The following is a 24624-nucleotide window of genomic DNA, read 5'->3' on the forward strand; positions in this document are numbered from 1 at the left end:
AACATCGAACCCGAACTGGGGGAACCTGTTCTGCGATCGAAATTCCGGGCACAGCGTCAGCAAAAAAGACGAACCCGCACCATTCACTGTGCTTACGAAAGGCCACACTTGGACCTCCCTACGATCGACGAGAGGCGTGCCGACGCCGAACGGTTCTACCGTGAGCTGTTCACGCGTACGCCGCGCCTTGAGCCAGCGTTCATCGCCATCAAACGTGCTCACCATATCGGCGGTGATCCGAAGAACACCAGACCAGCCGAGACGCTCTGGCTGCCTCTGGACTGCGGCCCTGCCGCCTATGCCGACGCCGTGCTCGCCTCAGACAGTTACGACGACGTCTACACGAGCGTGACACCGCACACAGCAGTTTCTGAGCGGTTTGGCTCACAGGGCACGAAAACGACGTTGTGTGCAACGCAGGTCCTTCATTTCGACCTCGACGCGGGAAAAGTAGGCACACCCGCATCCCAGACGGCATTGCTCGCCGTCACCCTCGACGTCTTCGAGCGTGCCAACATCCCGATTCACATGGCAGTCGGGTCAGGGGAGGGCCTGCATGTCTACGTCCACCTCGCCACCGCTCTGCACCTTCCGAATCAGAAGGAATTGCTCGCGCGTGCTGCTGAGTGGATCCGGGTCGAATTCGCCGCCCGCGGTCACGACGTTGACTATCAGGTCACTTCCGATGCGGCCCGCATTCTTCGGCCCGCTGGCTCTATCCATAAGAAGGACCACGCCAACCCCAAACCGGTCTACATCATCTCCACGAATCAGGCCGCCCCCGTGCCGCTGAGCCAGTTGGACGCTCTCCTGCCCATGGTCGACGTCACGCGCACCGGCATCAGGGTGCCCCTTGCAGACGATGACCGTCCCGGCACGCTCCTCTCCCTCGCGTTGGATGTAAGGAGGGTTCTGCGCGTGTTGGGTTGGAGCCAAGTCGCCTCCGACGACCAAAAGGAGGAGTGGACGGCCAATCTTTCTGCCGCCGCATCTCACGTCAACGGCCAGTTCTACAAGACTGACGACGAACTGGCAAAAATCTACATCTGGTCCACGACGACCGCGTCTCACTTCGGACTGACCTGCAAGGTCGGTTACACGACGTTCGGCCTTCTGGTGAAACTGCTTTGCAACGACGACGTGAGCTTGGCGACTCGTCTCGCCGAACGCTTCCTGGAAGACCCGGAAGGCCTGCTCCAGCTCTTTGCTCGATTCAGCAACGACGCCCCGCCCACCATTAAGGAACTCGGCGACCTTGCCCGGTCTGCCTCCGCGGCATGGCCCGGTAGCCTGTCCAAAAAGCACGCGGCCTACCTTGCGCTCCGGGGAGTCTCGGCCGACGTTGCCAAGGTCCGCGGATACAGGTCCGTCACCGGTGGCGAGCAGGTCAAACGCTACAAGCTGACTGCTGAGGCTGACGCCCTTCTTGTACCCATCCATCCATTGTCCGGCAAGGCCACCGCTGAGCTGCGACTGGACGTTCCGGTCACCACCGCGGTGGATTCCAAGGGAAAGTCAACGGCCAATACGCAAACCCAGCGGTCCGAAAGTCACACCCGCCGACTGCTGGATATTCATCCGGACCAGATGGCTGCCGTGCAGGATCCAGCCACTGACCTCATCGTCCTGGTAGCCGAGGCCAAATTTGCGGGCCTCGAGCTGCCGAACGTGCGCCCTTCCGAAGCTCACTATGGCAGCGTGCACGCCGACGCCGTTCTCTCTGCCATCCGTCGCGAAAACTTGTCAGTAGCCGTATGCTCCCCGTATTCCTGGTCGGACGCGATTCTGCAGCCTGGCACCGAAGAGAACCCCACCCCGCATGCCCACCTCGCAGGGTACTGGAGAAGACTCTCGGTAAAGGGCCGTCGGATCTACCTGGCCGGCCGGGAACACTGGCAAAAAGCCTACGATCTCATCACCCTGGCCCAGCTTCTCGTCGAAGCCGGCGCTGACGTCCGGGTCGTCTCTATCCCACGGTCGGACAACCAGGCTGCCGCAACAGGCGGCTACGACTCCTCTGTCCGGTCGATCGGTGATTACCTTGCCCTCAACTCCCGCAAGCGTAGCCCGCTGGCGAGCCTGCTGACTGAAGCCCTTTCCGTGGACGAGGCGAAGTTCCGTTCTCATTCACTGACATCCGACGACACTTCCCGCTACCGCCATGCCGCAGATGGCCTCGCCCGTGAGGGAAAGTACCTTTACGACGCAACGAGTAAGGTCTGGCTCACGAACAAGGGCGCGTACTTCGCAGCAGACGAGTCCAGCACCCCCCGCTCAACGGTGCTCGAGATCCTGGAGCGAGACTATCTTGACGTCTCCAAGGCCCACTTCATCAAGGATGCCCTCGGCGCAATCCAGGAGGACCACCGCTTGGCACGTTCCATCAAACAGATGGAAACCCCGGAAAATCTCCTCAACACGCCAGCCGGTGTCCTCGACCTTCAAACAGGCAATACACGACCTCGAAACGTCGGAGAAGCCTACTCGCAGGTGACCGGGGCAAGCGTCCTGCCGGGCTATACCGGAATTACCGGCAGCGCCTTCGAAAAGTTCATGCACGAGACGTTCTGCGGTGACCAGGAGCTGATCGCCTACATGCAGCAACTGACGGGTATGGCGATGTTCGGATTCAACCCAGAGATCCTGGCCCTCTGTCTCGGGTCCGGGCGCAACGGCAAGTCTGTCTACTGGGGTGCGGTGACCGCCTTTTTCGGCACTTACGCCGGTGCGGCACCTGCTTCCCTGCTTATGGGCGGCGCCAAGGAGCACCAGGTAGCTGCGTTGGAGGGCCTCCGGCTGCTCGTTGCCTCGGAGACAAACGAAGGCGCGCCACTTGGCTCCGCGGCTGTCAAGGACCTCACTAAGACCGATCCGCTTGCCGCAGCGAAGAAGTACGGCCATCCCTTCACCGTAATGCCCCGCTACCTCACCGTGCTGATGACCAACTTCAAGCCAATTATCCGGGTCTCGGACGTAGGTACGTGGGACCGTATCAAGCTGATTCCCTTCAACAACTACGTGGCCGAGGAGAATCGCGACCGCACCTTGCAGGCGCGTCTGCAAAACGAGGGGGACATGATTTTCAGCTGGATGGCAGAAGGTGCCCGTCGGAGCTACGCACGTAACCACGTCCTGCCCGAAGTGTCGGCCGTGGTTACAGGAACCGCCGAATATCGCGAGAGCCAGGACCTCTTGGGGGGCTTCCTCGAACAGGAGATGAAGTTCGGTTCCGGCCTCATGATCAAGCGTTCCGTGCTGACCGACGCAGTCAATGAATGGCTGAGAGCCGAACAGGGCATGACGTACCGCTGGACTACCCCTAAGGTCACGGCAGAGCTGACCCAACGTAAGGATGCTCTCAAGGTAACGCTGCAGAAGGTCAATGGCGAAGTCCATTGGGTCGGCATGAACCTCCGCTCAGAGGTAGCCCCGCCGGCAGCAAACTTTGGCAACGTGCGTCAGCTTCGCTCTCCCGGCGAGGACGCCTCGGTGGACTCGGCTACGGCTGCCGCGCCGGCTCTGGCCTCGACAGGAACTGACACGCCCGTTCCACTTGCGGTGCAGGCCGACGACGATTCGGAGCGCTCACTGTGAGCGGCTACGACATCCGGCTGGTCCGGAGCGAGTCCGACATTCCCGCCTTCCTTGACTGGCTGGTCCAGCACCCCGGGCGCCTGGCTCTGGACACTGAGACTGACAACGCCAAACACGTCTTCAATCCCGGGTTCCGCTGTCATATCGTTTCGGTGGGCGCATCGGATGGCTCGGGGTGGTCGGTCAGCGGCGCAGACCGACGGCTGGCCCGGAGAGTCATCACGGAAACTTTTCAAGGCGCGCGGCGCCGAGTTTGGGCTCACAACGCCAACTACGACGCATGGGTCGTCCGCAAGACGCTGGGCCTCAAGTTGGAGAGCCTGCGGTGCACCCTGCTCGGGGCCCGTGTGGCCCAGCCTGGGCTGAAGAGCCACGGTCTGAAAGAGCTGAGGCCCGAAACCCAGACCACCCTGGACGCCCTGCAAGCGGCATGGGAGCTGCACGCCGGCTCGTCGGTCCGAGGTGCAGGCAAGGATTGGCTGGCCCGGGCCGTGTCGGAGCTCCCGCTGGCAACGCCGGCGCTGCTCGCCTACGCCACAGTTGACGCCATCGAGTGTGCGCGCTTGGCTGATGACCTGGCTGCTCTGGATTGGGCGCGGCCCCACATCCTGCGTGAGGTCAAGGTGGATCAAATGTGGCGCTGGACAGGCTACGACGGTATCCGGGTCGACGTCCCCGATCTGCAACGGCAAATCGGAGACATCGAGGGTGCACTGGCCGCCGCCGAAGTGCGCCTGGGGTTCGTTCCAGCCCCCGCGGGAAATGCCATCCACGCCTTCGTAGCACGCCTCGGCGTGGAGCTCCCACTCACACCCAGCGGGGCGCCGTCACTGGCGCAACCCGCACGACGAGTGGCCGTCGTGCCTGAAGAATCTCTGCATGACTGGCATTACTTCTGCGACATTCTCGAGATACAGGCATCCGGGGCGAAGCTCCGAGAAATTTACAACCACTTGGACATCAACGGACGCGTGCACCCGAAAATCAACACCGCGAAGGCCGTCACGGGTCGGAGCTCCGTCACCGAACCCGCGATGCAGAACCTGAGGTCGGCGAAGGACCCCAAGAATCATCCGGCAGCGTACGCGCTCAATCCCGGCCTCGTGCGCTCCCAGCGCCACGTCCTGATGTCCGAACCGGGCAACATCCTGGTCGGCTGCGACCTCTCACACGTAGAGCCGTCGCTGCTCGCGGTCGCGACGGGCGATCCGGGCCTGATACGCGCCGTCGGTCGGGACAAGGACATCTATGTTGAAATCGCGGCCAAAGTATGGGGCGGGACGGCACGCGACGTTGACGAACAGGGCAAACGCACTCCGGCCGCAGACAAGCACCGTTCCGCCGCCAAGGTGGTCCTCCTGAGTCTTATGTACGGGAAGGGTGACAAGATGCTGGCCAATGACCTGCGTTTGCCGCTCAAAGACGCAGCCAAGCTCAAACGCCAGATCTTGGATTCCTACCCGACCATGAAGAAGTGGATCGAGCGTCAGAAAAAGCTGGTCGAGTGGGGCGGTACGCCCCAGACGCTGTCGGGCCGTCGCCTTTTCGGGGACACCGGAAAACCGTACACGGCCGTCAACTACATCATTCAGGGGACCGCTTCGGATGTGTTCAAAGACTTTTGCATTGCTGTCGGAGACCGTCTGCCCGAGGGAGCCCGCCCGTTCCTGCCCGTCCACGACGAAATCGTGATCGAGTGTCTTCCCGGCCAGGCGGACGCGGTTATGACGATCCTTGCTGAAGAAATGTACGTAGAAGTGGACGGGGTCGAAATCTGGGGTGAACCGGCGCTGCTCGGCGAGCACTGGGGAAAGGCCTGACGAATCAAGCGCCCTCCGTCAGCTGCCTCCAGTGTCTTCGCCGGGGCAACGCCAGAGGCCGCTGCGGTCACCCCACGGCTCACACGTCACTGCTTGGGCCTATCTGAAGTCCGATCACCCGCGTTCCGCCAGTCGCAATGCCGGCGGGGCGTCCGGAGGCCCGAGCCCGTATCGGGCTCGGGCCCCAATCACAGTTCGGTTTCTTCGTTAGAGCTGAACTTTTGAGGTGTTCCTACTCGGGCTCCCCACGCCTACGGAGAGCGTAATCAGGCTCGCCGCACACATGGATGACCATGAGCCAGAACGTACAAGTAATCGAATGGGTCCGCTCCACAAGGACCGCCCAAGGCCTGTCATTGAGCATTGAAGAACGACGGTCCGCAGCGCGGGTTCTCGCCGCTGTTGATCAAGCCCGGGACAGCTGTGCTGCCTAATGCCGCCATTCCGGCGCAAGCCGCCCCGGGTCGAAGACCTTAGCGCCGGACACGATCCGGCGGGGGAGGACCGTTATCTTTACGAAGGCGTCCTCCAGCAAAGCTCGTTTGGCCGCTGGGGAAAGCTGCGGCCATGTGGCCCGCAATTCGTCGCCCGTAACTCGGGTGTGCTGAGGCCTTATGCGCGGTTCGGGCAAATCGGCTAGGTCTTTCTTCACGGCGCCCGAAGCCACGATCCATTCCTCTACGTCCATCGCGCCGGCGCCGACAAGTTCGGCCAGCTTGTCTTTCCGGGCTTCTAGCTCTGCACGCTTCTGTGCCCAGCCGGCCATGGCGTCGTCGCCTGCATCGACCTGCTCGGCGGGCCGATCGTGGGCCACGAAGAGCGCCTCAGCTACGAATTCCTCAGTGGATTTGAAGTTGATGCTGATGCTCCCGCAGGCAGCTGCCCCTTCGTTCTTCGGGCAGCGGTAGTTTGGGACTTTGGTCTTTCCTGCAAGCCCTCGCACGAGCCCCGACCCGCATTTGCCGCACCGCAGCAGGCCAGTCAGTAGATGCTTCCGGGGGCCCCCGCGGACACTGGCCGATCTTCCAGGGGCCAGTTTGGAGCGAAGTAGCATGCTGGTTTCATCATCAATAATCGCTGCCCAGGCGTCGCGCGCTGAGATGACGCCGTGGTGCTCCCGGTGCCCTGCAATCCGTGCCGACCGCGCTATCCCAATGATGGAGCTGGCACGCCACTGCCCTCCTTGGAGAGTCGGGATGCCCCGATTGTTGAGATCCCTGGCGATGTCGTTGAATCCCTCGCCATCCAGGATCCGCTGACACATTTCCTTCACGATGAGCGATTCGGCTTCGACCACAGTGCCGTCAGCTAGGAAGCCGTACACCCTCCTCCCAGGCCAAGCACCCTTCTGTGCGAGCTCCAGGTGCTTGCGCTTAATTCTCTCCTGCCCCTTCTCCCTTTCGTGGGCTGCCACGGCGCCTACGATGTTTGCTTTGAACCGTCCCGAAGAGGTGGCCAGATCTACCTCTCCGCCGTCTGTGATTGAGGCAATCAGGACGTTCGTTGCTAGGGAGATGGCAATGTATTCCTGAAGTTCCGCCATATTGCGATGTAGACGGTCCATCGAGTAGACGAGGACCAAATCGACAGCTTGATCCTCCATGAGCTGCCTCAGCTGTATGTAAGAGGGTCTCTTCTTGAGCCCGCTCGCCGAGATGTCGTTGTCTTCCAGCTCAGCCACAATTTCATATCCACGATCTTTGGCGTAGGCCCGGCAGTCCGCCAGCTGCGTCGCTACGTTTAAACCCAGGTGCTGCAGGTCTTTCGATATTCTGGTGTAGATGGCGGCGCGAATCTTCATACTGAAAGCCTAGGTGTGCGTCCTCAAATCGCCGCCGCTCCACGCCGATCCGCGGGAGCCCTGACCGTCGCATTACCTTCGCTCATTTGGTTCTCAGGGATCTCAGCCTCGAGAGGTTCCGGTACCGCCAAGTCAAGTGCGTATTGCCCCGCGTCTTTCGGTAGATCGAGGGGAAGGGCACGGCCGCGTGGCTCGTCAGGGCAGGCCTGAGAGGCAGGCTCCTCTCGGGATCTTCCGGGCTCGCATGAAAGCACCCGTCGACAGATGCATCACGCCTGACCTGATCCCCTAGACACACAAACAAAAGTGCACGCTTTTCTGTACGTATGACTGATGCGGTGACAAAGATCTGCACGCTGCCGTTGCTGGCCGGGGACAACATCTCAAGTGCCTTCGTCGTCCCGACCGTGGCGTCCTGCATCGACCTGGTGGTCCACTGCAGCCGGCAACCGGGTGGCCGGCGGCAAGTCACGGAAATCCTTTCGCTGGGGCGCAGGGTGGAGAACGGCATCATCGAGTCGTCCATGGTGTTCGACATGCTCGACGGCAAGCTGCAACCGCAGGCGAATTCCATGCCCGCTGCCGAGAAGTTCGCCCGCTCCGGGTTCGACGTCGCGGCGCTGCTGGAGCCGCGCTGATGGCGCCGCTGCTGGGGGTGCTCGGGGGAGCCGGACTGCTGCTGGTCTGGTGGTCAGCCTGGGAACAACCCCACCGAGCCAGGCGCCGGCCCCGGGTCAGCCGGCTGGAGGACCTCCTGCGATCCGCCGGCATCGAAAAGGTCAGCCGGCTGGGCCTACTCGCGACGTGTCTCGGCGTCGGTGCTTTCGTGACCCTCGTGTTCTTCGCGGGCACCAGGTCATGGCCGATTTCCGGCTGCTTCGGGCTGTTCGGGGGCTGGCTCCCGCTGGGCATCGTCAAATGGCGCGCCCGCAAACGCACGGCCGTACTCCGCGAGCTGTGGCCCGACGTCGTCGACCATCTGCGCTCGGCCATCCGGGCGGGCTTGTCGTTGCCGGAGGCACTTATTCAACTGGGCGAGAAGGGGCCGTCCGAGCTGCGGCAGTTGTTCCGCGACTTCGGCGCGGATTACCGGTCCGGCGGCCAGTTCGACCCCGCCCTGGACCGGCTGAAGGAGAGACTTGCTGATCCCGTTGCTGACCGGATCGTTGAGGCACTGCGACTGACGCGCGAGGTAGGCGGATCGGACCTCGGACGCCTGCTGGGCACGCTCGCCGAATTCCTGCGGGAAACCGCCCGGACCCGCAGCGAGCTGGAAGCCCGGCAATCCTGGACGGTGAACGCCGCCCGCCTCGCCGTGGCCGCTCCATGGATTGTCCTCGTGCTGATGGCGGGCCGGCCCGAGGCCGTGGCGGCCTACAACTCGCCCGTCGGCACAGTGGTTCTGGTCGGCGGCCTGCTGGTCTCGTTGTTCTCCTACACCGTCATGCTGCGAATCGGTGCCCTCCCGCAGGACGAGCGGGTACTCCGGTGAACGGGATGATGGCGAGCGCGGTGGTCTGCGGCGCAGTACTGGGTGCAGGCCTCTGGCTGTTCCTGGTGCGGCTTCCGTTCATGCGGCCCATGACCTTCGCGGAGCGCATCGGGCCGCAGCTGAGATCCCACAACCTGGAATCCCGGCTGCTGCGCACGGCTGCCGGCAACGTCACGCCGTTTGGCCCGCTCGAACGGATCCTGCGCCCGGTGATCCGGGACGGGGTCCGAGCGCTGGGCAGGCTGAACCCGGGTTCATCGGCGCTCAACCGTAGGCTCGCCCGGGCCGGCAGCAGCAAATCGTCGGTGGATTTCCGCGCGGAGCAGTTGCTCTGGGCCGCCGGCGGCTTCGTGGGGGCGGCGGGAATCGTGCTGCTGGGAGGAGCAATGGGTCGTTTCAATCCGCTCTTCGCCGTGCTGATCGTCGTCGGCGCCGGCCTGGCCGGGTTCCTCTTCCGCGACTATGTGCTGGGGGCGCAGGTCAAGAAGCGCGAGGCCCGGATGATGGCGGAGTTCCCCAGCGTGGCCGAACTTATGGCCCTGGCGGTCAGTGCTGGCGAGAGCGCCACCGGCGCCCTGGACCGGGTAGGCCGCCGAACGCAGGGCGAGCTGTCAAAGGAGTTCTCCCGGGTCCTGGCCGATACCCGGGCCGGGAAGCCATTGGCGGATGCCCTGCAGGAGTTCTCGTCACGAACCGAGCTGGGCCCGCTGGTCCGGTTCGTGGACGGCCTGATCGTCGCGGTGGAACGCGGGACACCCCTGGCGGAAGTCCTGCGCGCCCAGGCCCAGGACGTGCGCGACACCGCCAAACGCGAACTGATGGAGTCCGCCGGCCGGAAGGAGATCGGCATGATGGTTCCGCTCGTCTTCGGCGTGTTGCCACTGACCGTGGTGTTCGCCGTCTTCCCGGGGCTGGCGGCCATCAGCCTGGGGCTCTGAGCAAGACCTCTGAGCAAGACATGGAGAGGTCGTACGCAGTAAGCAGTAGGGCAGTAACCGCATCGGAACAGGGGCAAGCAGCGCAGCTCGACTGCGACATTCAAAACACAAAGGGGAAACGGTGAAGAGTATTGGTATCCGCACGTTGTTACTGGCTCACACGGCGGCCATACTGCTGTGGCTTTCCGCGGCCGCAGGAAGACAGCCAGGAATCCAGCCGAGCAAACAGCCAGGCAAACACCCCGGCCGGCAGAGCGGGCGGGCGCACGGTAGCCGGGATCTCGGGGAGCGCGGGGATGTCCCAGGCTGGGTAATGATCACCCTGATGTCGGCCGTGCTGGTCGCCGCACTGCTGGCGCTCGCAGGCCCCGCGCTGGAGGGGCTCTTCAACCAGGCCATGCAAAAAGTCGGGCAGTAGGCAGTGTACGCAGCCGGCAGCCGGCAGCCGCGGTCCCGCCGACCAGTGTGCCGGTCCCGCCGACCAGTATGTCGGCCCCGCCGACCAGTGTGCCGGTCCCGCCCTCCAGTGTGCCGGCCCCGCCATCCAGGACGCCGCCGGTCCCGCCGGCCGGGAACGCGGCTCAGCCGTAGTCGACTTCGTCCTGGTCGGCGGACTGCTCACGCTGTTCTTCTTGGGCATCATCCAGCTAGCCCTCGTCCTGCACGTCCGGAATACCCTGATCGACGCCGCGGCTTCGGGCGCCCGGTACGGCACCCTGGCGGACCGCGGCGCCGCCGACGCCAAGGAACGCACCACGCAGCTGATCGGGGTGGCGCTCACGCCGGAGTTCGCCCGGGACGTCAGCACCGCCGAGACCACCTACGCCGGCATCCGCACGCTGGAGGTAACCGTCCGGGCACCGCTTCCTGTCATCGGCTTGATCGGCCCCCGCGAACTACTGGAGGTGAAAGGCCATGCCGCCATCCAGCCCTAGCGACGATGCAGAGCGGGGGAGCGCCGTCATCGAATTCACCTTCCTGTCCCTCTTGTTGATGGTGCCGGTGGTCTACTTCATCATCACGATCGGCCAGCTCCAGGGCGGCTCCTTCGCGGTGGTCGGCGCAGCGGACCAGGCGGCCAAGGTCTACGTTGCTCAGCCCGACGCCGCGAGCGGCCGGGCCGCCGCGGAACAAGCCGTGCAGCTGGCGCTCGCCGACTACGGCCAGCCGGCGGAAAACGCGAGCCTGGAAACCAGCTGCGTTCCCGCCGACTGCACCGCTGCCGGATCCGCCGTCACCGTCACCGTGCGACTCACGGTGCCGCTGCCGTTCGTGCCGTTCAGCGACACCCTGAGGCTCGACGCCGGCCGGCTCAGTGCCTCCGCCACGCAGATCGTTGGGCGGTTCCGGTGACCACCCGCCCCGCCGTCGGGCCGGCGGGACGCCAGGACGGTGAGGACGGCCAGTTGATGGTGTTGATCATCGGCTATGTACTGCTTGCCCTGCTGGTCACCACTGTGGTCGCGGCTGCGTCCAGCGTTTACATCGAACACAAGAAACTGCTGTCGCTGGCGGACGGGGCCTCCGTGGCGGCCGCGGACAGCTTCACCCTGGGGCAGCTGCAAAGCTCCTCCGGAAGCCCCACCGCAGTCCTCAGCGGCAGCCGGGTGCGCAGCACCGCCGCCGACTACCTGAACCGCAACGGCGCCTTCGCCAGGTTCAGCGGCCTGGCCGTCGGCCCCGCGACGGGCAGTCCCGACGGGTCCACCGCCGTCGTGGTCCTCAGCGCCGCCGTCCACCCGCCCATCGTGAACTTCCTGGTCCCGGACGGCATCCGGATCGAGGCGACGTCGACGGCGCGGTCCCGGCTGACGCGCTGACCGCACGCAAGCCCCGGGCCCGGGCGAGGCTCTCGGGCGGGACCACCGGGCCGGGGCGTCCGCGGCGGATAGCGTAGGCTTGAAAAACCATGGCAAACATTGATTTTCCCGCAGAAATCCGCGCGCTGCGCGCCACCTACGCCTCGATCGAGAACGTTTCGAACGTCGATGCGCTGAAGGAAGACATCGCCGAACTGAGCGAGCGCGCCGGCGAGCCGAACCTTTGGGACGACCCCGCGGCCGCGCAGGTCATCACCTCCAAGCTCTCGCACAAGCAGTCCGAACTGGAGCGGCTGAACAAGCTGGCCGCCCGGATCGACGACCTGGAAGTCCTCGTGGAACTGGGCCAGGACGAGGACGACGCCGCCTCGATGGGGGAGGCCGCCGCGGAACTCGAATCGATCCGCAAGGCCCTCAAGGACCTTGAGGTGGTCACGCTGCTCTCCGGCGAGTTCGACGAACGCGAAGCCGTGGTCACCATCCGCGCCGGTGCCGGCGGCGTGGACGCCGCGGACTTCGCCGAGATGCTGCTGCGGATGTACCTGCGCTGGGCCGAACGCCACGGCTACCCGACCACCATCATGGACACCTCCTACGCCGAAGAAGCCGGGCTGAAGTCCGCCACCTTCGAGGTCAAGGCGCCCTACGCCTACGGCACGCTGAGCGTCGAGGCGGGCACCCACCGGCTGGTCCGGATCAGCCCCTTCGACAACCAGGGCCGGCGCCAGACGTCCTTTGCCGCCGTCGAAGTCATCCCGCTGATCGAGCAGACCGACTCCATCGACATCCCGGACAACGAGATCCGCGTCGACGTCTTCCGCTCCTCCGGCCCGGGCGGCCAGTCGGTCAACACCACGGACTCCGCCGTCCGCCTGACCCACATCCCCACCGGCACCGTGGTGTCCATGCAAAACGAGAAGTCGCAGCTGCAGAACCGCGCGGCGGCGCTGCGGGTGCTGCAGTCCCGCCTGCTGCTGCTCAAAAAGGAACAGGAAAACGCCGAGAAGAAGGCATTCGCCGGCGACGTAAAGGCCTCCTGGGGCGACCAGATGCGCTCCTACGTGCTCAACCCGTACCAGATGGTCAAGGACCTCCGCACCGAGCACGAGGTGGGCAACACCTCGGCGGTGTTCGACGGCGAGATCGACGACTTCATCGACGCCGGCATCCGCTGGCGGACCGACAACCGCAACGCCGAAGACTAGCAAGGCGCCCCGGCGGCCCGTGCCATAACCGGCCCGCCGGGCCCAAATCCCGCGACACGCCCCCGTGCTCCGGCCCCTGTGCTGTTACCCGTGCGTATAGTCGAGGGGCCGGTGCCCTACTTCCCCCAAAAGAAAGCCCGCGCCCCGGCAGCAGAACTGGTCTGAAAGATGCCCGGCTCCTGCAGGGTATTAGGGCCATGATCCGTTTCGAAAATGTCACCAAGGTCTACGACCAGAACGCGCGACCGGCGCTGGATTCGATCAACCTTGAGATCGACCGTGGCGAGTTCGCCTTCCTCGTGGGTGCCTCCGGCTCCGGCAAATCGACCTTCCTGCGCCTGGTGCTGAAAGAGGACCGCGCCTCCTCAGGGGCCGTCTACGTCGCAGGCCAGAACGTGGCGAAGATTTCCAGCTGGCGGGTGCCGCGGCTGCGCCGGGGGATCGGCGTCGTCTTCCAGGACTTCCGCCTGCTGCCCCAAAAAACCGTGTTCGCCAACGTTGCCTTCGCCATGCAGGTCATCGGCCGGAGCCGCAGCGTCATCCGCGAAACCGTCCCCGAAGTCCTCAAGACCGTCGGCCTCGAAGGCAAGGAAAACCGGCTGCCCCACGAACTGTCCGGCGGTGAGCAGCAGCGCGTGGCGATCGCCCGTGCCGTCGTCAACCGTCCCGGCATCCTGCTGGCGGACGAGCCCACCGGCAACCTCGACCCGACGACCTCCATGGGCATCATGGGCGTCCTCGACAAGATCAACCAGAACGGCACCACCGTGGTGATGGCCACCCACGACGACGACATCGTCAACGAGATGCGCAAACGCGTAGTGGAACTGCGCAACGGGGTCGTGATCCGTGACGAGGCCCGGGCCCTGTACACCTCGATGATCCCGGTAGTGGGACAATCCCGCCGGCTGCGGGACGCGAGCGGCCGCGAGCCGTCCGACGTCGGCGCCGTCAACGGCGCGGCCCAGCCCGCAGGGGAGGGCAAGCTGTGAGACTCGCTTTTATCCTGGCCGAGATCGGCAGCGGCCTGCGCCGGAACCTGTCCATGGTGGTCTCCGTCATCCTGGTGACCTTCGTATCCCTGACTTTCGTGGGTGCCGCCGGCATGCTGCAGCTTCAGATCAACCAGATGAAGGGCTACTGGTACGACAAGGTCCAGGTCGCCGTCTTCCTCTGCAGCGACGGTTCGACGGCGCCAGGCTGCGCCTCCGGCCCGGCGACGCCGGAGCAGCAGGCCAACCTGCGCAAGCTGCTGCAGTCCCCGTCCGTGGCCCAGTACGTTAACGATTTCCAGTTTGAATCGAAGGACGAGGCCTACAAGCACTTCAAGGAGCAGTTCTCCAACTCGCCGATCGTTGACTCGGTCACCCCGGACCAGCTCCCGGCCTCCTTCCGGATCAACCTGAAGGATCCGGAAAAGTATGAGGTCATCAGCGAGAACTTCTCCTCGCAGGCCGGTGTGGAGTCCGTCATCGACCAGCGGCAGCTGCTGGAACGGCTCTTCTCCGCGATGAACGCCGCCTCCCTGGTGGCGGTCAGCGTGGCCGGTGTGATGATTGTCTGCGCCATCCTGCTGATAGCCACCACCATCCGGCTCTCCGCCTTCAGCCGCCGCCGGGAAACCGGGATCATGCGCCTCGTGGGCGCGTCGAAGATGGTGATCCAGCTGCCCTTCATCCTGGAGGGCGTGATCGCGGCCGTGATTGGCGCGGCCCTCGCCTCCGGCACGCTGTGGGCCGTCGCCCACTTCTTCCTCGGCGGGGTCCTGTCCAAACAGTATCCGGACACTGCCTTCATTTCCCCGGCCCAGACGCTGCTCCTGGCGCCGGCCCTGATCGGCCTTGGTGTGCTGCTGGCCGGCACCTCATCTCTCCTGACCCTCCGCCGCTACCTGAGGGTCTAGCTTTGCGCAACGAAGAGGAATGCTCATGAAACCGATGGTCCGACGCACCGATCCGGCCCGCCGTACCCTCCGCCGCGGCCGCCTGATCAGCGCCGCCGTGGTGCTCGTCCTCGCGGCCAACCTGGGCGCTTCGACCCCGGTGGCGTTCGCCGACACCCTCGAAGACCAGCAGGCTGCGCTCAGGGCTGAGGCCGAGCGGGTCCAGCATTCGTTGGAGTTCGTGGACGCACGCATCGCCAAAGCGGCAGGCGACCTGGTGCTCTACCAGGGCCAGCTTCCCGGTGCCCAGCAGGCGTTGCTTGACGCCCAGGGCCGTGTGGCCGGTGCGGTCAAGGAGGTTGAAGCCCTCGCAGCCCGCGTGGACCTGGCCCAGCAGAACAAAGCCAAAATCACCCAGCAGCTGGCGAATGACCAGAAGAAGATCACCGACACCCGCAAGCTGATCGGGCAGATTGCCACCCAGGCTTACAAGTCCGGCGGCGTGCCGTCCAACCTCTCGCTCTTCTTTGGCTCGAACAACGGCAGCCTGACCGACACCATCGACCTGGCGGACCAGGCGCTGCGCAGCCAGAACACCGCGATGGACAAGTTGACCCAGCAGAACGCCACGAACGTCAACTCCCAGGCGCGACTGCAGGCGGTGGAAGCCGAAATCGCGGACCTCAAGGCCAAGGCTGACGCGGCGCTGGTCCGGGAGCAGGCGGCACGCGACGAGGCGGCGGCCAAAAAGGCCACGGTGGACAAGCTGATCTCCGACACCACCCGGCTGAACAAACAGCTGCAGGCAGCCAAGCCCGCCATCCAGGGCCAGCTCGCGCAGGTCAAAGCCCGGCAGGACGCCGTCGCGGCCGAAATCGTCGAACGCGACCGGAAGCTGCGCGAGGCTTGGGAAGCTGAACAGCGCCGGATCGCGGCGGCCCGCGCCGCTGCGGCCGCCGCGGCGGCCCGGGCCCAGGGCCAGGTTGCGCCGCGGCCGGCGCCTTACGTCCCGGCCCCGCCGGGACCGGTGTCGGCCTTCGGCCTGCGCAGCCCGTTCAACGGCGTCCCGATCACCTCGGGTTTCGGCTGGCGCGCGACGCCGCCGGGCACCATCGACTTCTACGGCCAGGGCGGCTACATGCACACAGGCATCGACTTCGGCGCCGCTTGCGGCACCCCGGTCTACGCCCCGGCGGCCGGCACGGTCTTCTCGGCGGGGTGGGGGAACGACGGCGGCGGCAACCACGTGAAAATCTCGCACGGCGTTGTGCAGGGCAACTCGCTGACCACGATCTTCTACCACAACACCTCTGTGGTGGTCTCTGACGGCCAGCAGGTGAGCCAGGGTCAGCTGATCGCATACTCCGGGACCACCGGCAACTCCACCGGCTGCCACTCGCACTTCGAGACCTGGGTCAACGGCCAGGCAGTCGACCCGATGGGCCTGCTCTAAACTGGAACTGACCCGATCCATCGACTAAGGAGTTTTACCGTGCCTAAAGAAAGTGGCCGGAAGGTAGTGGCCACCAACCGCAAGGCCCGGCACGACTACCACATCATGGATACCTATGAGGCCGGTATCGCGCTCATGGGCACCGAAGTGAAGTCCCTCCGCGAGGGCCATGCCTCCATGGTTGACGGCTTCTGCACCTTCTACAACGACGAGTTGTGGATGGAGGGCATCCACATCCCCGAGTACCACCAGGGGAGCTGGACCAATCATGCCGCGCGCCGGCGTCGCAAACTGCTGCTGCACCGCGACGAGCTGACCAAGATCTCGCACAAGATCCGCGAATCCGGCTTCACAATCGTGCCGCTGCAGCTGTACTTCGTGGACGGCCGCGCGAAGGTGGAGATCGGCGTCGCCCGGGGCAAGAAGGAATACGACAAGCGCCAGACGCTGCGCGAGCAGCAGGACAAGCGTGAGGCCCTGCGCGTGATGCGCGAGCGGAACAGGCGCTAGGCAAGGTGCACCAAACCCGCGGGAATGAATCCGGCGGGCCTTGCGTTATGATTGGTAGTCCGGGAAGGAACCGGCTGAACCCGCGAAGGCGGATCGGCGGGCACCTGACCGGTTTGATAAAAAAATACGGGGATGATCGGTTTCGACGATGTTAGTCGCGACAGGTGAAGCGGGCCGAGGATGCAGAATTATCTCGTAAACGCTGTCTGCAAACCAATAAGTGCCGAATCAAAACGCACTGACTTCGCTCTCGCTGCCTAAGCAGTAAGACAGTCCGTCAGCCCGAGGTTGCTATTGCCCCGGATCCTGGCGTCATTTAGATAGCCACTGCTGTTTACCTCCGTCATCGGGGTGAACGGGACTCTTTGATGACTGGGCCCGGATCAGCCAGCTGTTTGCAGCATGGCTGGGGCCGAGAAAATCCGACGCAAACTGCGCCCGGAGAAGCCCTGACAACACGACATCGGACGGGGGTTCAATTCCCCCCATCTCCACATAGGGAGCGCCGGCAACGGAGCTCCACCCCGTAGCAAAAGGCCGGAAGCATCAGCTTCCGGCCTTTTTGTTGTGCTCGACTTTGTTGTGCTGGACGGCGGGTTAGCGCTTCTTGATGTGCGCCACCGGATCGGTGTGCTCGTCCACGATGTGCTTGGCCTTCTTCTCGGCCCGTTTTTCCTTGATGGTTTTGACCGGCTTCTTCGTAAGGTGCCGGTGCGGCGACTTGTCAGGCATTTGCGCGCTCCCTAAAGGCGGGGGGCCCGGGATGAGCCCGTGCTTTTAAGGCTACGCCTCGGGCACCGCGACGTCCACGATGCCGATGAAGCGGCTGCCGACGCCCTCATATTCGCTGCGGACCAGCCCGGCCTCCAGGGCGGGCCGCTCGTGCGGGGCATGGTGGGCGCAGCAGACAAAGCTGAACTCCGGCCACCACTTTTTGGGCCGGGCCGTTTCGGAGAAGCCGCACACGGCACAGGTCAGCTGGACCCAGACCGGGCGTTTGCCCGTCCGGTTGGCCCTCGACTGGAGGAGCCAGGCCGGCGGGCTGTCCAGCAGGGCGCCGAGTTCGGCCTCGGACAGGCGGGACGGAATGCCGTGACGGTGTGCCATTTCCAGCGGAATATCAAGGGCCTGGGCAGCTTCGCGTCTCGTAACCATCCTTTAACTTTACGGGATCCGGGCACACCGGCAGTCAGCCGGCCGCCGGTGCTAGGCTCATCCCAAACCCGGTGCCCGCCGTCCGGCAGGCAGTGAGGAAGGCAGCAGCCATGTCCGGCACCCCCGCCACAGCCCTGTCCAGCCTTGAGAGGCGCGTGCTGTACGTGGCGATCGTCGCGTCCTTCATCGCCTTCCTCGACGGTTCGGTGGTCAACCTTGCACTCCCGGCGATCAGCCGTGAACTCGGCGGCGGCCTGGTGGTCCAGCAATGGGTGGTGGACGCCTACCTGCTAACGCTGGGGGCGCTGATCCTGGTCGCCGGCTCCCTCTCGGACCAGTTCGGCCGGGTCCGGGTGCTGCAATGGGGCCTCGCCGGCTTCACCGCCACCTCCGTGCTTTGCGGCCTCGCCTGGAGCGGGGAGTCGCTGATTGTGGCGCGCGGCCTGCAGGGCGTCGCCGGAGCACTGCTGGTGCCCAGCTCGCTGGCCCTGATCGTGACGGTGTTCAGTGGCCCGGCCCAGTCCGCCGCGATCGGCAAGTGGTCCGCGTGGACCTCCGGGGCCATCGTGGCGGCCCCGGTGCTTGGCGGCATCTCCGTGGATGTGTTCACCTGGCGGGTCATTTTCTTCCTCAACATCGTCCCGGCGGTTGCCGTGTGGCCGGCCCTGCGCAAGCTGCGCGAACTGGATCTGGGACGCGCGCCCGGCAGCACGATCGACGTCACGGGTACCGTCCTGGCGATCATCGGCCTGGGCGGCGTCGTGTACGCCTTTATCGAACGCGGGAGCCTCGGCTGGGGCGCCCCGCAGGTCTGGCTGCCGCTGGTCCTTGGGATTGCCGGCCTGGCCGGGTTCCTGCTCCACGAGCGGCGGACCCCGGCGCCGATGATGCCGCTGCGGCTTTTCGCCATCCGCAACTTCGGCTGGGGCAACGTCGCCACCACGGTGATCTACGGGGCGTTGAACCTTGGGTTCTTCGTCCTGGGGCTTTTCCTGCAGCAGGTCGCCGCTCTGGGGGCCACCGCAGCCGGCATCGCCCTGCTGCCCTCCACCTTGATCCTGCTCCTGCTCTCCGCAAAGATCGGGGCTCTCTCCGGCCGCTTCGGTCCGCGCTGGTTCATGACGGCCGGGCCGCTGCTGTGCGCGGCGGGCTTTTTGATGATGCTGGGGATCGGCCTGCCGCTGGATTACTTCGGACAGGTCTTTCCCGGGCTGGTGGTCTTCGGACTCGGTTTGGCCGTGACAGTGGCGCCGCTGACCTCCGCGATCCTGGGTGCCGTGGATCCTGAAGAAGCAGGGATCGGCTCGGCCGTCAACAACGCCGTCGCCCGCATCGCGGGCCTGGTGACCATCGCCTTTGCCGGGCTCATCACCGGACCGGTGATCACGACGTCGGGCCTGCACGGCACGGCGGCGGTCACCGCCGCGCTATTCGTCGCGGGCGCTGCGGCGTCCGCCGTCGGGATCAGGAACCCGCCGAGGGAACCCGCGGACAGTGGGGGAGGGGACGCCCCTACCCAGCCGGCTTAGCCGGCCAGCGCGATGCCGACGGCGGCCGCCGCCAGCCCCGCCGCCAGGTTCGCGGCCACGTTCAGGGCGGCGGCCCGGTAGCGCGCTTCGCTGACCAGCCGGATGGTGGCCGTGGTCCAGGAACTGAACGTGGTCAGGCCTCCGGCCAGGCCGCTGGCGACCGCCGTCTGCCACTCGGGGCCGAGCCCAAGGTGCGGCGTCATCCCGAGGGACAGCCCGATGATGAAGGATCCGGCCACGTTGACGGCCAGGGTGGCCCAGGGCCAGTGCGGGTGGGGTCCAGGCCGGTGGGCGAACCAGGAGTCGACGGCGAACCTGGCCAGGGCGCCGGCCACTCCGAAGACCCCCACCAGCAGGGCGGCGGTCACTGTGCCCTGCCGCTCAGGTCGGCCAGCGCTTTGCCCGATTTCCAGCCGACCGCCGCCGCGCCGAGCCCCAGGACCAGCGACAAGCCGAGGTAGGCGAGCCACACGGCGTGGAAGCCGCCGCGAATCTGCTGGTCGACGGCGAGGGCCAGCGCGGAAAAGGTGGTGAAGGAGCCAAGGAGCCCCGGGCCGAGGCCCGCCCGGAGCCAGAAAGCTGTCCGCGGCCGGGCAATCCAGATGGTGGTCAGGGCGGCCAGGACAAAGCTCCCCAGGACGTTGATCGCAAGCGTGGTCCACGGCACGGCGCCTGCCGCCTCGGGGAAGACCAGCCCCGCGCCGTAGCGCAGCTCGGTTCCGATCAGGCCGCCGACGGCGACTGCCGCCCATGCCCGCCAGCCGGGAACCGTCGCGACCGTTGCCGGGCGGCGCTCCGCATCCAACGCTTCCATTCAGCGCCCCTCGACGCTGCAGCCGGAATGGGCCGCGTCGCTGTGCACCCAGAGCGCGGAGGCCACCTCGTCGGCGAGGTCGATTTCGCGCAGCTCGCCGCGGGCGCCGATGCGGACCACGAGCGGGCCGCCGAAGGGCTTCCGGCCCAGGACTTCGACGTCGGAGTCCAGGTCGATCTGTTCGGCGGCGAGGTAGCGCAGCAGCTCGGGGTTTTCGTCGCTGATCCGGGTGATCCGGCCGGTGTGGCCGTCGTCGAGCTCGCTCATCCGGTAGGCCGGCGGCATCAGGACCGAGCCGTCCTCGGCCGGAATGGGGTCGCCGTGCGGGTCGCGGACCGGGTTGCCGAGCTTGGCGGACATCCGCTCGATGAAGGTGTCCGAGACGGCGTGTTCAAGCAGCTCGGCCTCGTCGTGGACCTCGTCCCAGCGGTAGCCGAGCTCCTGGACCAGGAAGGTCTCGATCAGCCGGTGCCGCCGGACCATGGAGAGGGCCAGCCGCACGCCGTCCTCGGTCAGGGTTACGGCGCTGTAGGGCTTGTGGTCCACCAGGCCCTGGTCCTTGAGCTTGCGGACCATCTCGGAGACCGAGGAATTCGCGACGCCCAGCCGCTGGGCCAGCTGGGTGGAGGTGATGGGTTTGTCCTGCCACTCCGTGAAGGAGTAGATGACCTTGACGTAGTCCTCAATGGAGGAGGAGGGCGGACTGGTCTTCACAGCCCCAAGCCTACCGTCCGGCGGCACCGGTGAAGGTGAGCCACAGCAGGACCAGGTTCAGCGCCACTACCAGGATCACGCTGACGACGGCGGCCACCCGCAGGGTCATGCCGTCCGCGAACCGGCCCATCAGCGGCTTGCTGCTGGTCAGCACCACGAGCGGGACCAGCACGAACGGAATCCCGAAGCTGAGCACAACCTGGCTGAGCACCAGCCCCCAGGTGGGGTCGAAGCCGACGGCCAGCAGGACGACGGCGGGGACCAGGGTCAGCACCCGTCGCGTCATCAGCGGAATGCGGATCTTGAGCAGGCCCTGCATGATGGTTCCGCCGGCGTAGCAGCCCACCGAGGTGGAGGCCAGGCCGGAGGCAAGCAGGCCGACGGCGAAGACCACGCCGACCACCGGGCCGAGGTTGGCTGTGATGGCGGCGTGGGCACCCTCGATCGTGTCCGTGCCGTCTTCACCGCCCAGCGTGGACGCGGCCAGCAGCAGCATTCCGATGTTGACGATGCCGGCGACGGCCAGCGCCGCGACGACGTCCCAGCGCGTGGCTTTGATCAGCCGGGCAATGGCGTGCGGCGGGACATGCAGATGCGGATCCGGGCGGTGCCGGTCCCGGGAGAGCGCCGAGTGGACGTAGATGGCGTGCGGCATCACCGTGGCACCGAGCATGCTCGCGGCCAGCAGCACCGTGTCCGGGCCCTGGAAGCCAGGCACAAGCCCGGCCACGAACCCGCCCGGATCCGGCGGGCTGATGAACAGTCCGGCCAGGAACCCGACGGTGATGATGCCCAGCAGGAACATGATGACGAACTCGAAGGGGCGCTGCTGGTTGCGGCTCTGCACGGCGAGCAGGGCCATCGAAATGCCGCCCACAATGACGGCGCCGAGGGGGAGCGGAAGGCCGAAGAGCAGGTACAAGGCCACCGCGCCGCCCACCACCTCGGCGAGGTCGGTGGCTGCGGCCACAATCTCGGCCTGGACCCAGAAGGCGCGGCGCCAGGCCGGCCGGAGCCGCTCGCCGAGGATCTCCGGGAGGCTCTTGCCGGTGACGATGCCGAGCTTGGCGGACTGGTACTGGACCAGCACCGCCATGACGTTGGCGGCGACGAGGACCCAGACGAGCAGATAACCGTACTGTGCCCCGGCCGTCAGGTTGGCGGCGACGTTGCCGGGGTCCACATAGGCGATGGCAGCCACGAACGCCGGGCCGAGCAGGCCCAGCAAAGCCCGGCGGCTACCCCTGATCCTGCGGGCAGGCGGTTTCCCCGCGGGCAGGGGTTCGTGTCCGGCTACGTCCAGCACTGCGGGCTCCCAAGAAGTTCCTGAGTGCCTACAAATATAAGTTAGGCACACCGAAATAATAGGCGCCGCGGCGTGGTCAGTGCAATGCGGGAACCTCAGGCTTTGACGGCACGCCAGCTTTGCGTCAGGTAGGGAAGCGGCAGGAGCTGCCCGGCAGTGTGTCCTAGGTGCTCGTGCAGGTACCAGTCGAGGTTAGCGAGCACCTTGGCCCTGGTGCTCTCGCCTGCCCGCAGGTAGTAGCTGCGGGATTTGGTCAGTTCCATGACGTCCTGCGTGGTTACTGGATCCTCCCAGCGGGTGAGATGACTCTCCAGCCCGATGAATTCCGGTCCCAGCGGCGGCGTGAAGTGGGGCTTGTGGACGTCCCCCGCATGCATGATCCGGGACAGCCTGTGCACCCAGGGGACCGAGGTGTCGAGCTGGTTCCAGATCAGGCCGAGAACGCCGTGCGGCCGCAGGATCCGAGCCGCCTCGGTACTGGCCAGCAGGGGATCGCACCAGTGCCAGGCCTGGGCCACCGTGACCAGGTCGAAGGCCCCCGAAGCCAGCCCGGTGTGTTCGGCGGTACCCTCGACGGCGGCGACTTCCGGGAGGGCGCGGCGCAGCTGGTCGAGCATGTCCGGGGACGGATCGACGGCCACGGTCCTGAGCCCCCGTTGGACCAGGAGCGCCGTGAACTTACCGGTCCCGGCGCCCAGGTCGGCGGCGTCGTGGGCCCCGGCCGGGATCAGCCAATCGGCCGAATCCGCCGGATAGCCGGGCCGGACCCGGTCGTAGTGCTCGCCGCCGTCCTGGAAGCTCTGCCCGAGCTCCCGCCGCCGCTGGTGCTGCAGTTTTGGGCCACCCTGCAGTCCGGGGTGGTGCAGTTTGGGGCCGCCGCGTGCCACGTGCGATCTCCTTCGGCAGCTCTGGTGCGTACCTGTCGAATTTACCGCACGCGGCCCGGGCTGCGCTGCCGGTCAGTCGACGGAGCAGGGGGCTGCGCCAGCGGTGCCAGGCGTGTTCGGCGCCCAGTGCGGATAGCTGCGCGTGTCGTTGGCCGGCACCCAGCGTCCGGCGTCCACGACGTAGTCCCAGCCCAGGCCGTTCCGCCGCAGCTCCTGGAGCCCGGCGAGCAGCCGCTGCGCGTCGTTGAGCCGTGAGCCGAGGCCGAAGCTGGCCCGGAGCGAACCGGCGGGCAGGCCGAGCCGTTTTAGCAGCGGGTGGGCGCAGAACCGGCCGTCGCGCAGGCCTATGCCGTGCTCCGCGGACAGGTATGCGGCGACCAGGCCTGCGTCGTAACCGGCGACCGAGAAGTTGACCACGCCGATCGTCCCGGGGCCGCCTTCCCGGCCGGTGTCCTCGAAGATGTGGTGGACCGTTACGCCGTCGATCCGCTCCAGCCCCTCGACCAGGAAGGAACGGATGGCGTCCTCGTGGGCGTGCCACTGCTGCTCGTCCAGCGCCTCGATAACCTGGCTGGCGCGGGCCAGCGCGGCCGCGCCCAGGACATTGGGGGAGCCGCCCTCGTGGCGGGCCGGCCCGGTGGTCCAGCTGACGGCGTCGAGTCGTGCGTCCCGTACTGCGCCGCCGCCAGCCAAGTGCGGGGTGCCGGCGTCCAGCCAGTCCGGCCGGCCCACCAGCACGCCGGCGCCGAACGGGGCGTAGAGCTTGTGGCCGGAGAAGGCGAGGTAGTCGACGTCGTCCGCGGCGATGTTGATGCGGCGGTGCGGGGCCAACTGGGCCGCATCGACGGCGATCCGGGCGCCGAATTCGTGCGCCAGCGCGGCCAGCTCACGGATCGGCAGGATTTCGCCGGTGACGTTGGACGCGCCGGTCACGGCGAGCAGGCTTACTCCGCCGAGGGCGAGTTCCGCCCGGAGCCGCTCCACGGTGCCGGCCAGGGTGGGCGCCGCGACGACGCTGCGGTGCGGGACGTTTTGCCAGGGCAGCAGGTTGGCGTGGTGCTCGATGTCGAGGTAAAGCACCTCGCCGGTGTGTCGGCCGTCGTCGACGGGCAGGCAGCCGGCCAGCAGGTTCAGTGCGTCGGTGGTGTTCCGGGTGAAGATCACGGAGTCATCCGGACGGCCGCCGACGAACCCGCGGACGATGTTCCGGGCGTTTTCGTACACCGAGGTACTCAGTTGGGAGGCGTAGCCGGCGCCGCGGTGCACGCTGGCGTAGTACGGCAGGATCTCGTTCAGGTAGGCGGACACCACGGACAGCGCCGGGGCGGAGGCTCCGTAGTCCAGGTTGGCGTACCGGACCTGGCCGCCCTGGATCAGGGGGGCCAGGATTTCGGCGCCGGAAACCGCGGACAGTGGCCGGCGGGCGGCGTCGAAGCGTGCGTCGGTGAACTCCGGGCCGCCGGCGCTGGTGGTGTGGGTGGGGATGGTGGCAGTCGTCATGGGACCTCGCTCGAAAAGGACCCCGCACACAGGGGATCCGCGCTTGCCGGGTCCGCTCCGGACCGGCCAGGTCGTCACCCGGGGCACCCCGCCGCGAATGGAGGGTTGCCGGCCAGCAAACCGGGGTTTTGCGCTGGCACTCGTGACCTGCTTCGAGCCTAGGACATGGCCGGTCGCACGGAAAAGGGAGGGCGGAATATGAAG

General features: G+C 66.1%; 23 protein-coding genes, 1 other RNA gene, 1 pseudogene and 1 riboswitch. Of the genes and pseudogenes, 16 read left to right on the top strand and 9 right to left on the bottom strand.

Going from position 1 to position 24624, the window contains the following annotated elements; all coding sequences use genetic code 11:
- The first annotated feature begins 108 nt into the window (after nucleotides 1-108).
- Together AC1DGE_RS06645 and AC1DGE_RS06650 are read left to right on the top strand one after the other, a co-directional pair.
- Nucleotides 109-3594 (top strand): DNA primase family protein, encoded by a 3486-nt coding sequence (locus AC1DGE_RS06645; RefSeq protein ID WP_476917151.1) that lies wholly within the window; start codon nucleotides 109-111, stop codon nucleotides 3592-3594.
- Entirely contained in the window at nucleotides 3591-5414 is a 1824-nt protein-coding gene (locus tag AC1DGE_RS06650) for a DNA polymerase (RefSeq protein ID WP_476917152.1), read from the top strand. The genes AC1DGE_RS06645 and AC1DGE_RS06650 overlap by 4 nt, the downstream gene beginning before the upstream one ends.
- 430 nt (nucleotides 5415-5844) lie before the next feature.
- On the opposite strand, the gene AC1DGE_RS06655 is transcribed toward AC1DGE_RS06650, so the two are convergent.
- On the bottom strand, nucleotides 5845-7215 hold the full coding sequence (locus tag AC1DGE_RS06655) for a recombinase family protein (RefSeq protein ID WP_476917153.1): 1371 nt from the start codon (nucleotides 7213-7215) through the stop codon (nucleotides 5845-5847).
- A gap of 332 nt (nucleotides 7216-7547) precedes the next feature.
- Here AC1DGE_RS06655 and AC1DGE_RS06660 point away from each other — a divergent pair.
- The 13 genes and pseudogenes from AC1DGE_RS06660 to ssrA form a co-directional block, all read left to right on the top strand.
- Nucleotides 7548-7853: pseudogene (locus tag AC1DGE_RS06660) on the top strand (CpaF family protein); the annotation flags it as partial.
- A complete protein-coding gene (locus AC1DGE_RS06665) occupies nucleotides 7853-8707 on the top strand; it encodes a type II secretion system F family protein (protein ID WP_441417294.1) in 855 nt (284 codons plus the stop codon). The pseudogene AC1DGE_RS06660 and the gene AC1DGE_RS06665, both read left to right, overlap by 1 nt.
- A gap of 5 nt (nucleotides 8708-8712) precedes the next feature.
- Complete coding sequence (locus AC1DGE_RS06670; RefSeq protein WP_441417853.1) at nucleotides 8713-9645, top strand: type II secretion system F family protein; 933 nt, start codon at nucleotides 8713-8715, stop codon at nucleotides 9643-9645.
- A gap of 169 nt (nucleotides 9646-9814) precedes the next feature.
- Nucleotides 9815-10063: a hypothetical protein gene (locus AC1DGE_RS06675; RefSeq protein WP_441417854.1), complete on the top strand. Its 249-nt coding sequence runs from the start codon at nucleotides 9815-9817 to the stop codon at nucleotides 10061-10063.
- 124 nt (nucleotides 10064-10187) lie between these two features.
- Nucleotides 10188-10580 carry a TadE family protein gene (locus AC1DGE_RS06680; RefSeq protein WP_441417855.1) on the top strand — a complete coding sequence of 131 codons (393 nt, stop codon included), beginning with the start codon at nucleotides 10188-10190 and terminating at the stop codon, nucleotides 10578-10580.
- Nucleotides 10561-10998 (top strand): hypothetical protein, encoded by a 438-nt coding sequence (locus AC1DGE_RS06685; protein ID WP_441417295.1) that lies wholly within the window; start codon nucleotides 10561-10563, stop codon nucleotides 10996-10998. The genes AC1DGE_RS06680 and AC1DGE_RS06685 overlap by 20 nt, the downstream gene beginning before the upstream one ends.
- Before the next feature lie 56 nt (nucleotides 10999-11054).
- On the top strand, nucleotides 11055-11465 hold the full coding sequence (locus AC1DGE_RS06690; RefSeq protein ID WP_476917219.1) for a pilus assembly protein TadG-related protein: 411 nt from the start codon (nucleotides 11055-11057) through the stop codon (nucleotides 11463-11465).
- Nucleotides 11466-11554: 89 nt separating this feature from the next.
- Complete coding sequence (gene prfB / locus AC1DGE_RS06695) at nucleotides 11555-12670, top strand: peptide chain release factor 2 (protein WP_441417296.1); 1116 nt, start codon at nucleotides 11555-11557, stop codon at nucleotides 12668-12670.
- A gap of 197 nt (nucleotides 12671-12867) precedes the next feature.
- Nucleotides 12868-13662: a cell division ATP-binding protein FtsE gene (gene ftsE, locus AC1DGE_RS06700; RefSeq protein ID WP_476917154.1), complete on the top strand. Its 795-nt coding sequence runs from the start codon at nucleotides 12868-12870 to the stop codon at nucleotides 13660-13662.
- The gene (gene ftsX / locus AC1DGE_RS06705) at nucleotides 13659-14573 is read left to right on the top strand and encodes a permease-like cell division protein FtsX (protein ID WP_441417298.1); all 915 of its coding nucleotides are present in this window, start codon (nucleotides 13659-13661) and stop codon (nucleotides 14571-14573) included. Before ftsE ends, ftsX begins: the two co-directional genes overlap by 4 nt.
- Nucleotides 14574-14598: 25 nt before the next feature.
- Nucleotides 14599-16005: a peptidoglycan DD-metalloendopeptidase family protein gene (locus tag AC1DGE_RS06710; protein WP_476908569.1), complete on the top strand. Its 1407-nt coding sequence runs from the start codon at nucleotides 14599-14601 to the stop codon at nucleotides 16003-16005.
- Between the two features lie 39 nt (nucleotides 16006-16044).
- On the top strand, nucleotides 16045-16515 hold the full coding sequence (gene smpB / locus AC1DGE_RS06715; RefSeq protein ID WP_441417300.1) for an SsrA-binding protein SmpB: 471 nt from the start codon (nucleotides 16045-16047) through the stop codon (nucleotides 16513-16515).
- 128 nt (nucleotides 16516-16643) lie between these two features.
- Nucleotides 16644-17012: a transfer-messenger RNA gene (ssrA, locus tag AC1DGE_RS06720) on the top strand.
- A gap of 100 nt (nucleotides 17013-17112) precedes the next feature.
- Here the strand turns inward: ssrA and AC1DGE_RS06725 are convergent.
- Together AC1DGE_RS06725 and AC1DGE_RS06730 are read right to left on the bottom strand one after the other, a co-directional pair.
- Nucleotides 17113-17247: a hypothetical protein gene (locus AC1DGE_RS06725; protein WP_261375082.1), complete on the bottom strand. Its 135-nt coding sequence runs from the start codon at nucleotides 17245-17247 to the stop codon at nucleotides 17113-17115.
- Between the two features lie 51 nt (nucleotides 17248-17298).
- A complete protein-coding gene (locus tag AC1DGE_RS06730; protein ID WP_476892269.1) occupies nucleotides 17299-17670 on the bottom strand; it encodes a hypothetical protein in 372 nt (123 codons plus the stop codon).
- Nucleotides 17671-17780: 110 nt separating this feature from the next.
- Between AC1DGE_RS06730 and AC1DGE_RS06735 the strand changes: the two genes are divergently transcribed.
- Nucleotides 17781-19199, top strand: a complete 1419-nt coding sequence (locus AC1DGE_RS06735; protein WP_476892270.1) for an MFS transporter — start codon at nucleotides 17781-17783, stop codon at nucleotides 19197-19199.
- Here the strand turns inward: AC1DGE_RS06735 and AC1DGE_RS06740 are convergent.
- The 6 genes from AC1DGE_RS06740 to AC1DGE_RS06765 all read right to left on the bottom strand — a co-directional run bounded on the left by AC1DGE_RS06740 (nucleotide 19196) and on the right by AC1DGE_RS06765 (nucleotide 24420).
- Nucleotides 19196-19567, bottom strand: coding sequence for a fluoride efflux transporter FluC (locus AC1DGE_RS06740; protein WP_476892271.1), 372 nt, complete (start codon nucleotides 19565-19567; stop codon nucleotides 19196-19198). The genes AC1DGE_RS06735 and AC1DGE_RS06740 overlap by 4 nt on opposite strands.
- Nucleotides 19564-20013 carry a fluoride efflux transporter FluC gene (locus AC1DGE_RS06745; protein WP_441417305.1) on the bottom strand — a complete coding sequence of 150 codons (450 nt, stop codon included), beginning with the start codon at nucleotides 20011-20013 and terminating at the stop codon, nucleotides 19564-19566. Before AC1DGE_RS06745 ends, AC1DGE_RS06740 begins: the two co-directional genes overlap by 4 nt.
- Nucleotides 20014-20727, bottom strand: coding sequence for a metal-dependent transcriptional regulator (locus tag AC1DGE_RS06750; protein ID WP_476892272.1), 714 nt, complete (start codon nucleotides 20725-20727; stop codon nucleotides 20014-20016).
- Nucleotides 20728-20737: 10 nt separating this feature from the next.
- The gene (locus AC1DGE_RS06755) at nucleotides 20738-22033 is read right to left on the bottom strand and encodes an Nramp family divalent metal transporter (RefSeq protein WP_441417306.1); all 1296 of its coding nucleotides are present in this window, start codon (nucleotides 22031-22033) and stop codon (nucleotides 20738-20740) included.
- Nucleotides 22034-22128: 95 nt separating this feature from the next.
- Complete coding sequence (locus AC1DGE_RS06760) at nucleotides 22129-22920, bottom strand: class I SAM-dependent methyltransferase (protein ID WP_441417307.1); 792 nt, start codon at nucleotides 22918-22920, stop codon at nucleotides 22129-22131.
- Between the two features lie 72 nt (nucleotides 22921-22992).
- Nucleotides 22993-24420, bottom strand: a complete 1428-nt coding sequence (locus AC1DGE_RS06765; protein ID WP_441417308.1) for an aminotransferase class V-fold PLP-dependent enzyme — start codon at nucleotides 24418-24420, stop codon at nucleotides 22993-22995.
- Nucleotides 24421-24454: 34 nt separating this feature from the next.
- A riboswitch (SAM riboswitch) is annotated at nucleotides 24455-24568 on the bottom strand.
- Between the last annotated feature and the right edge of the window lie 56 nt (nucleotides 24569-24624).

This window comes from Arthrobacter sp. 05N425 (assembly GCF_056397125.1).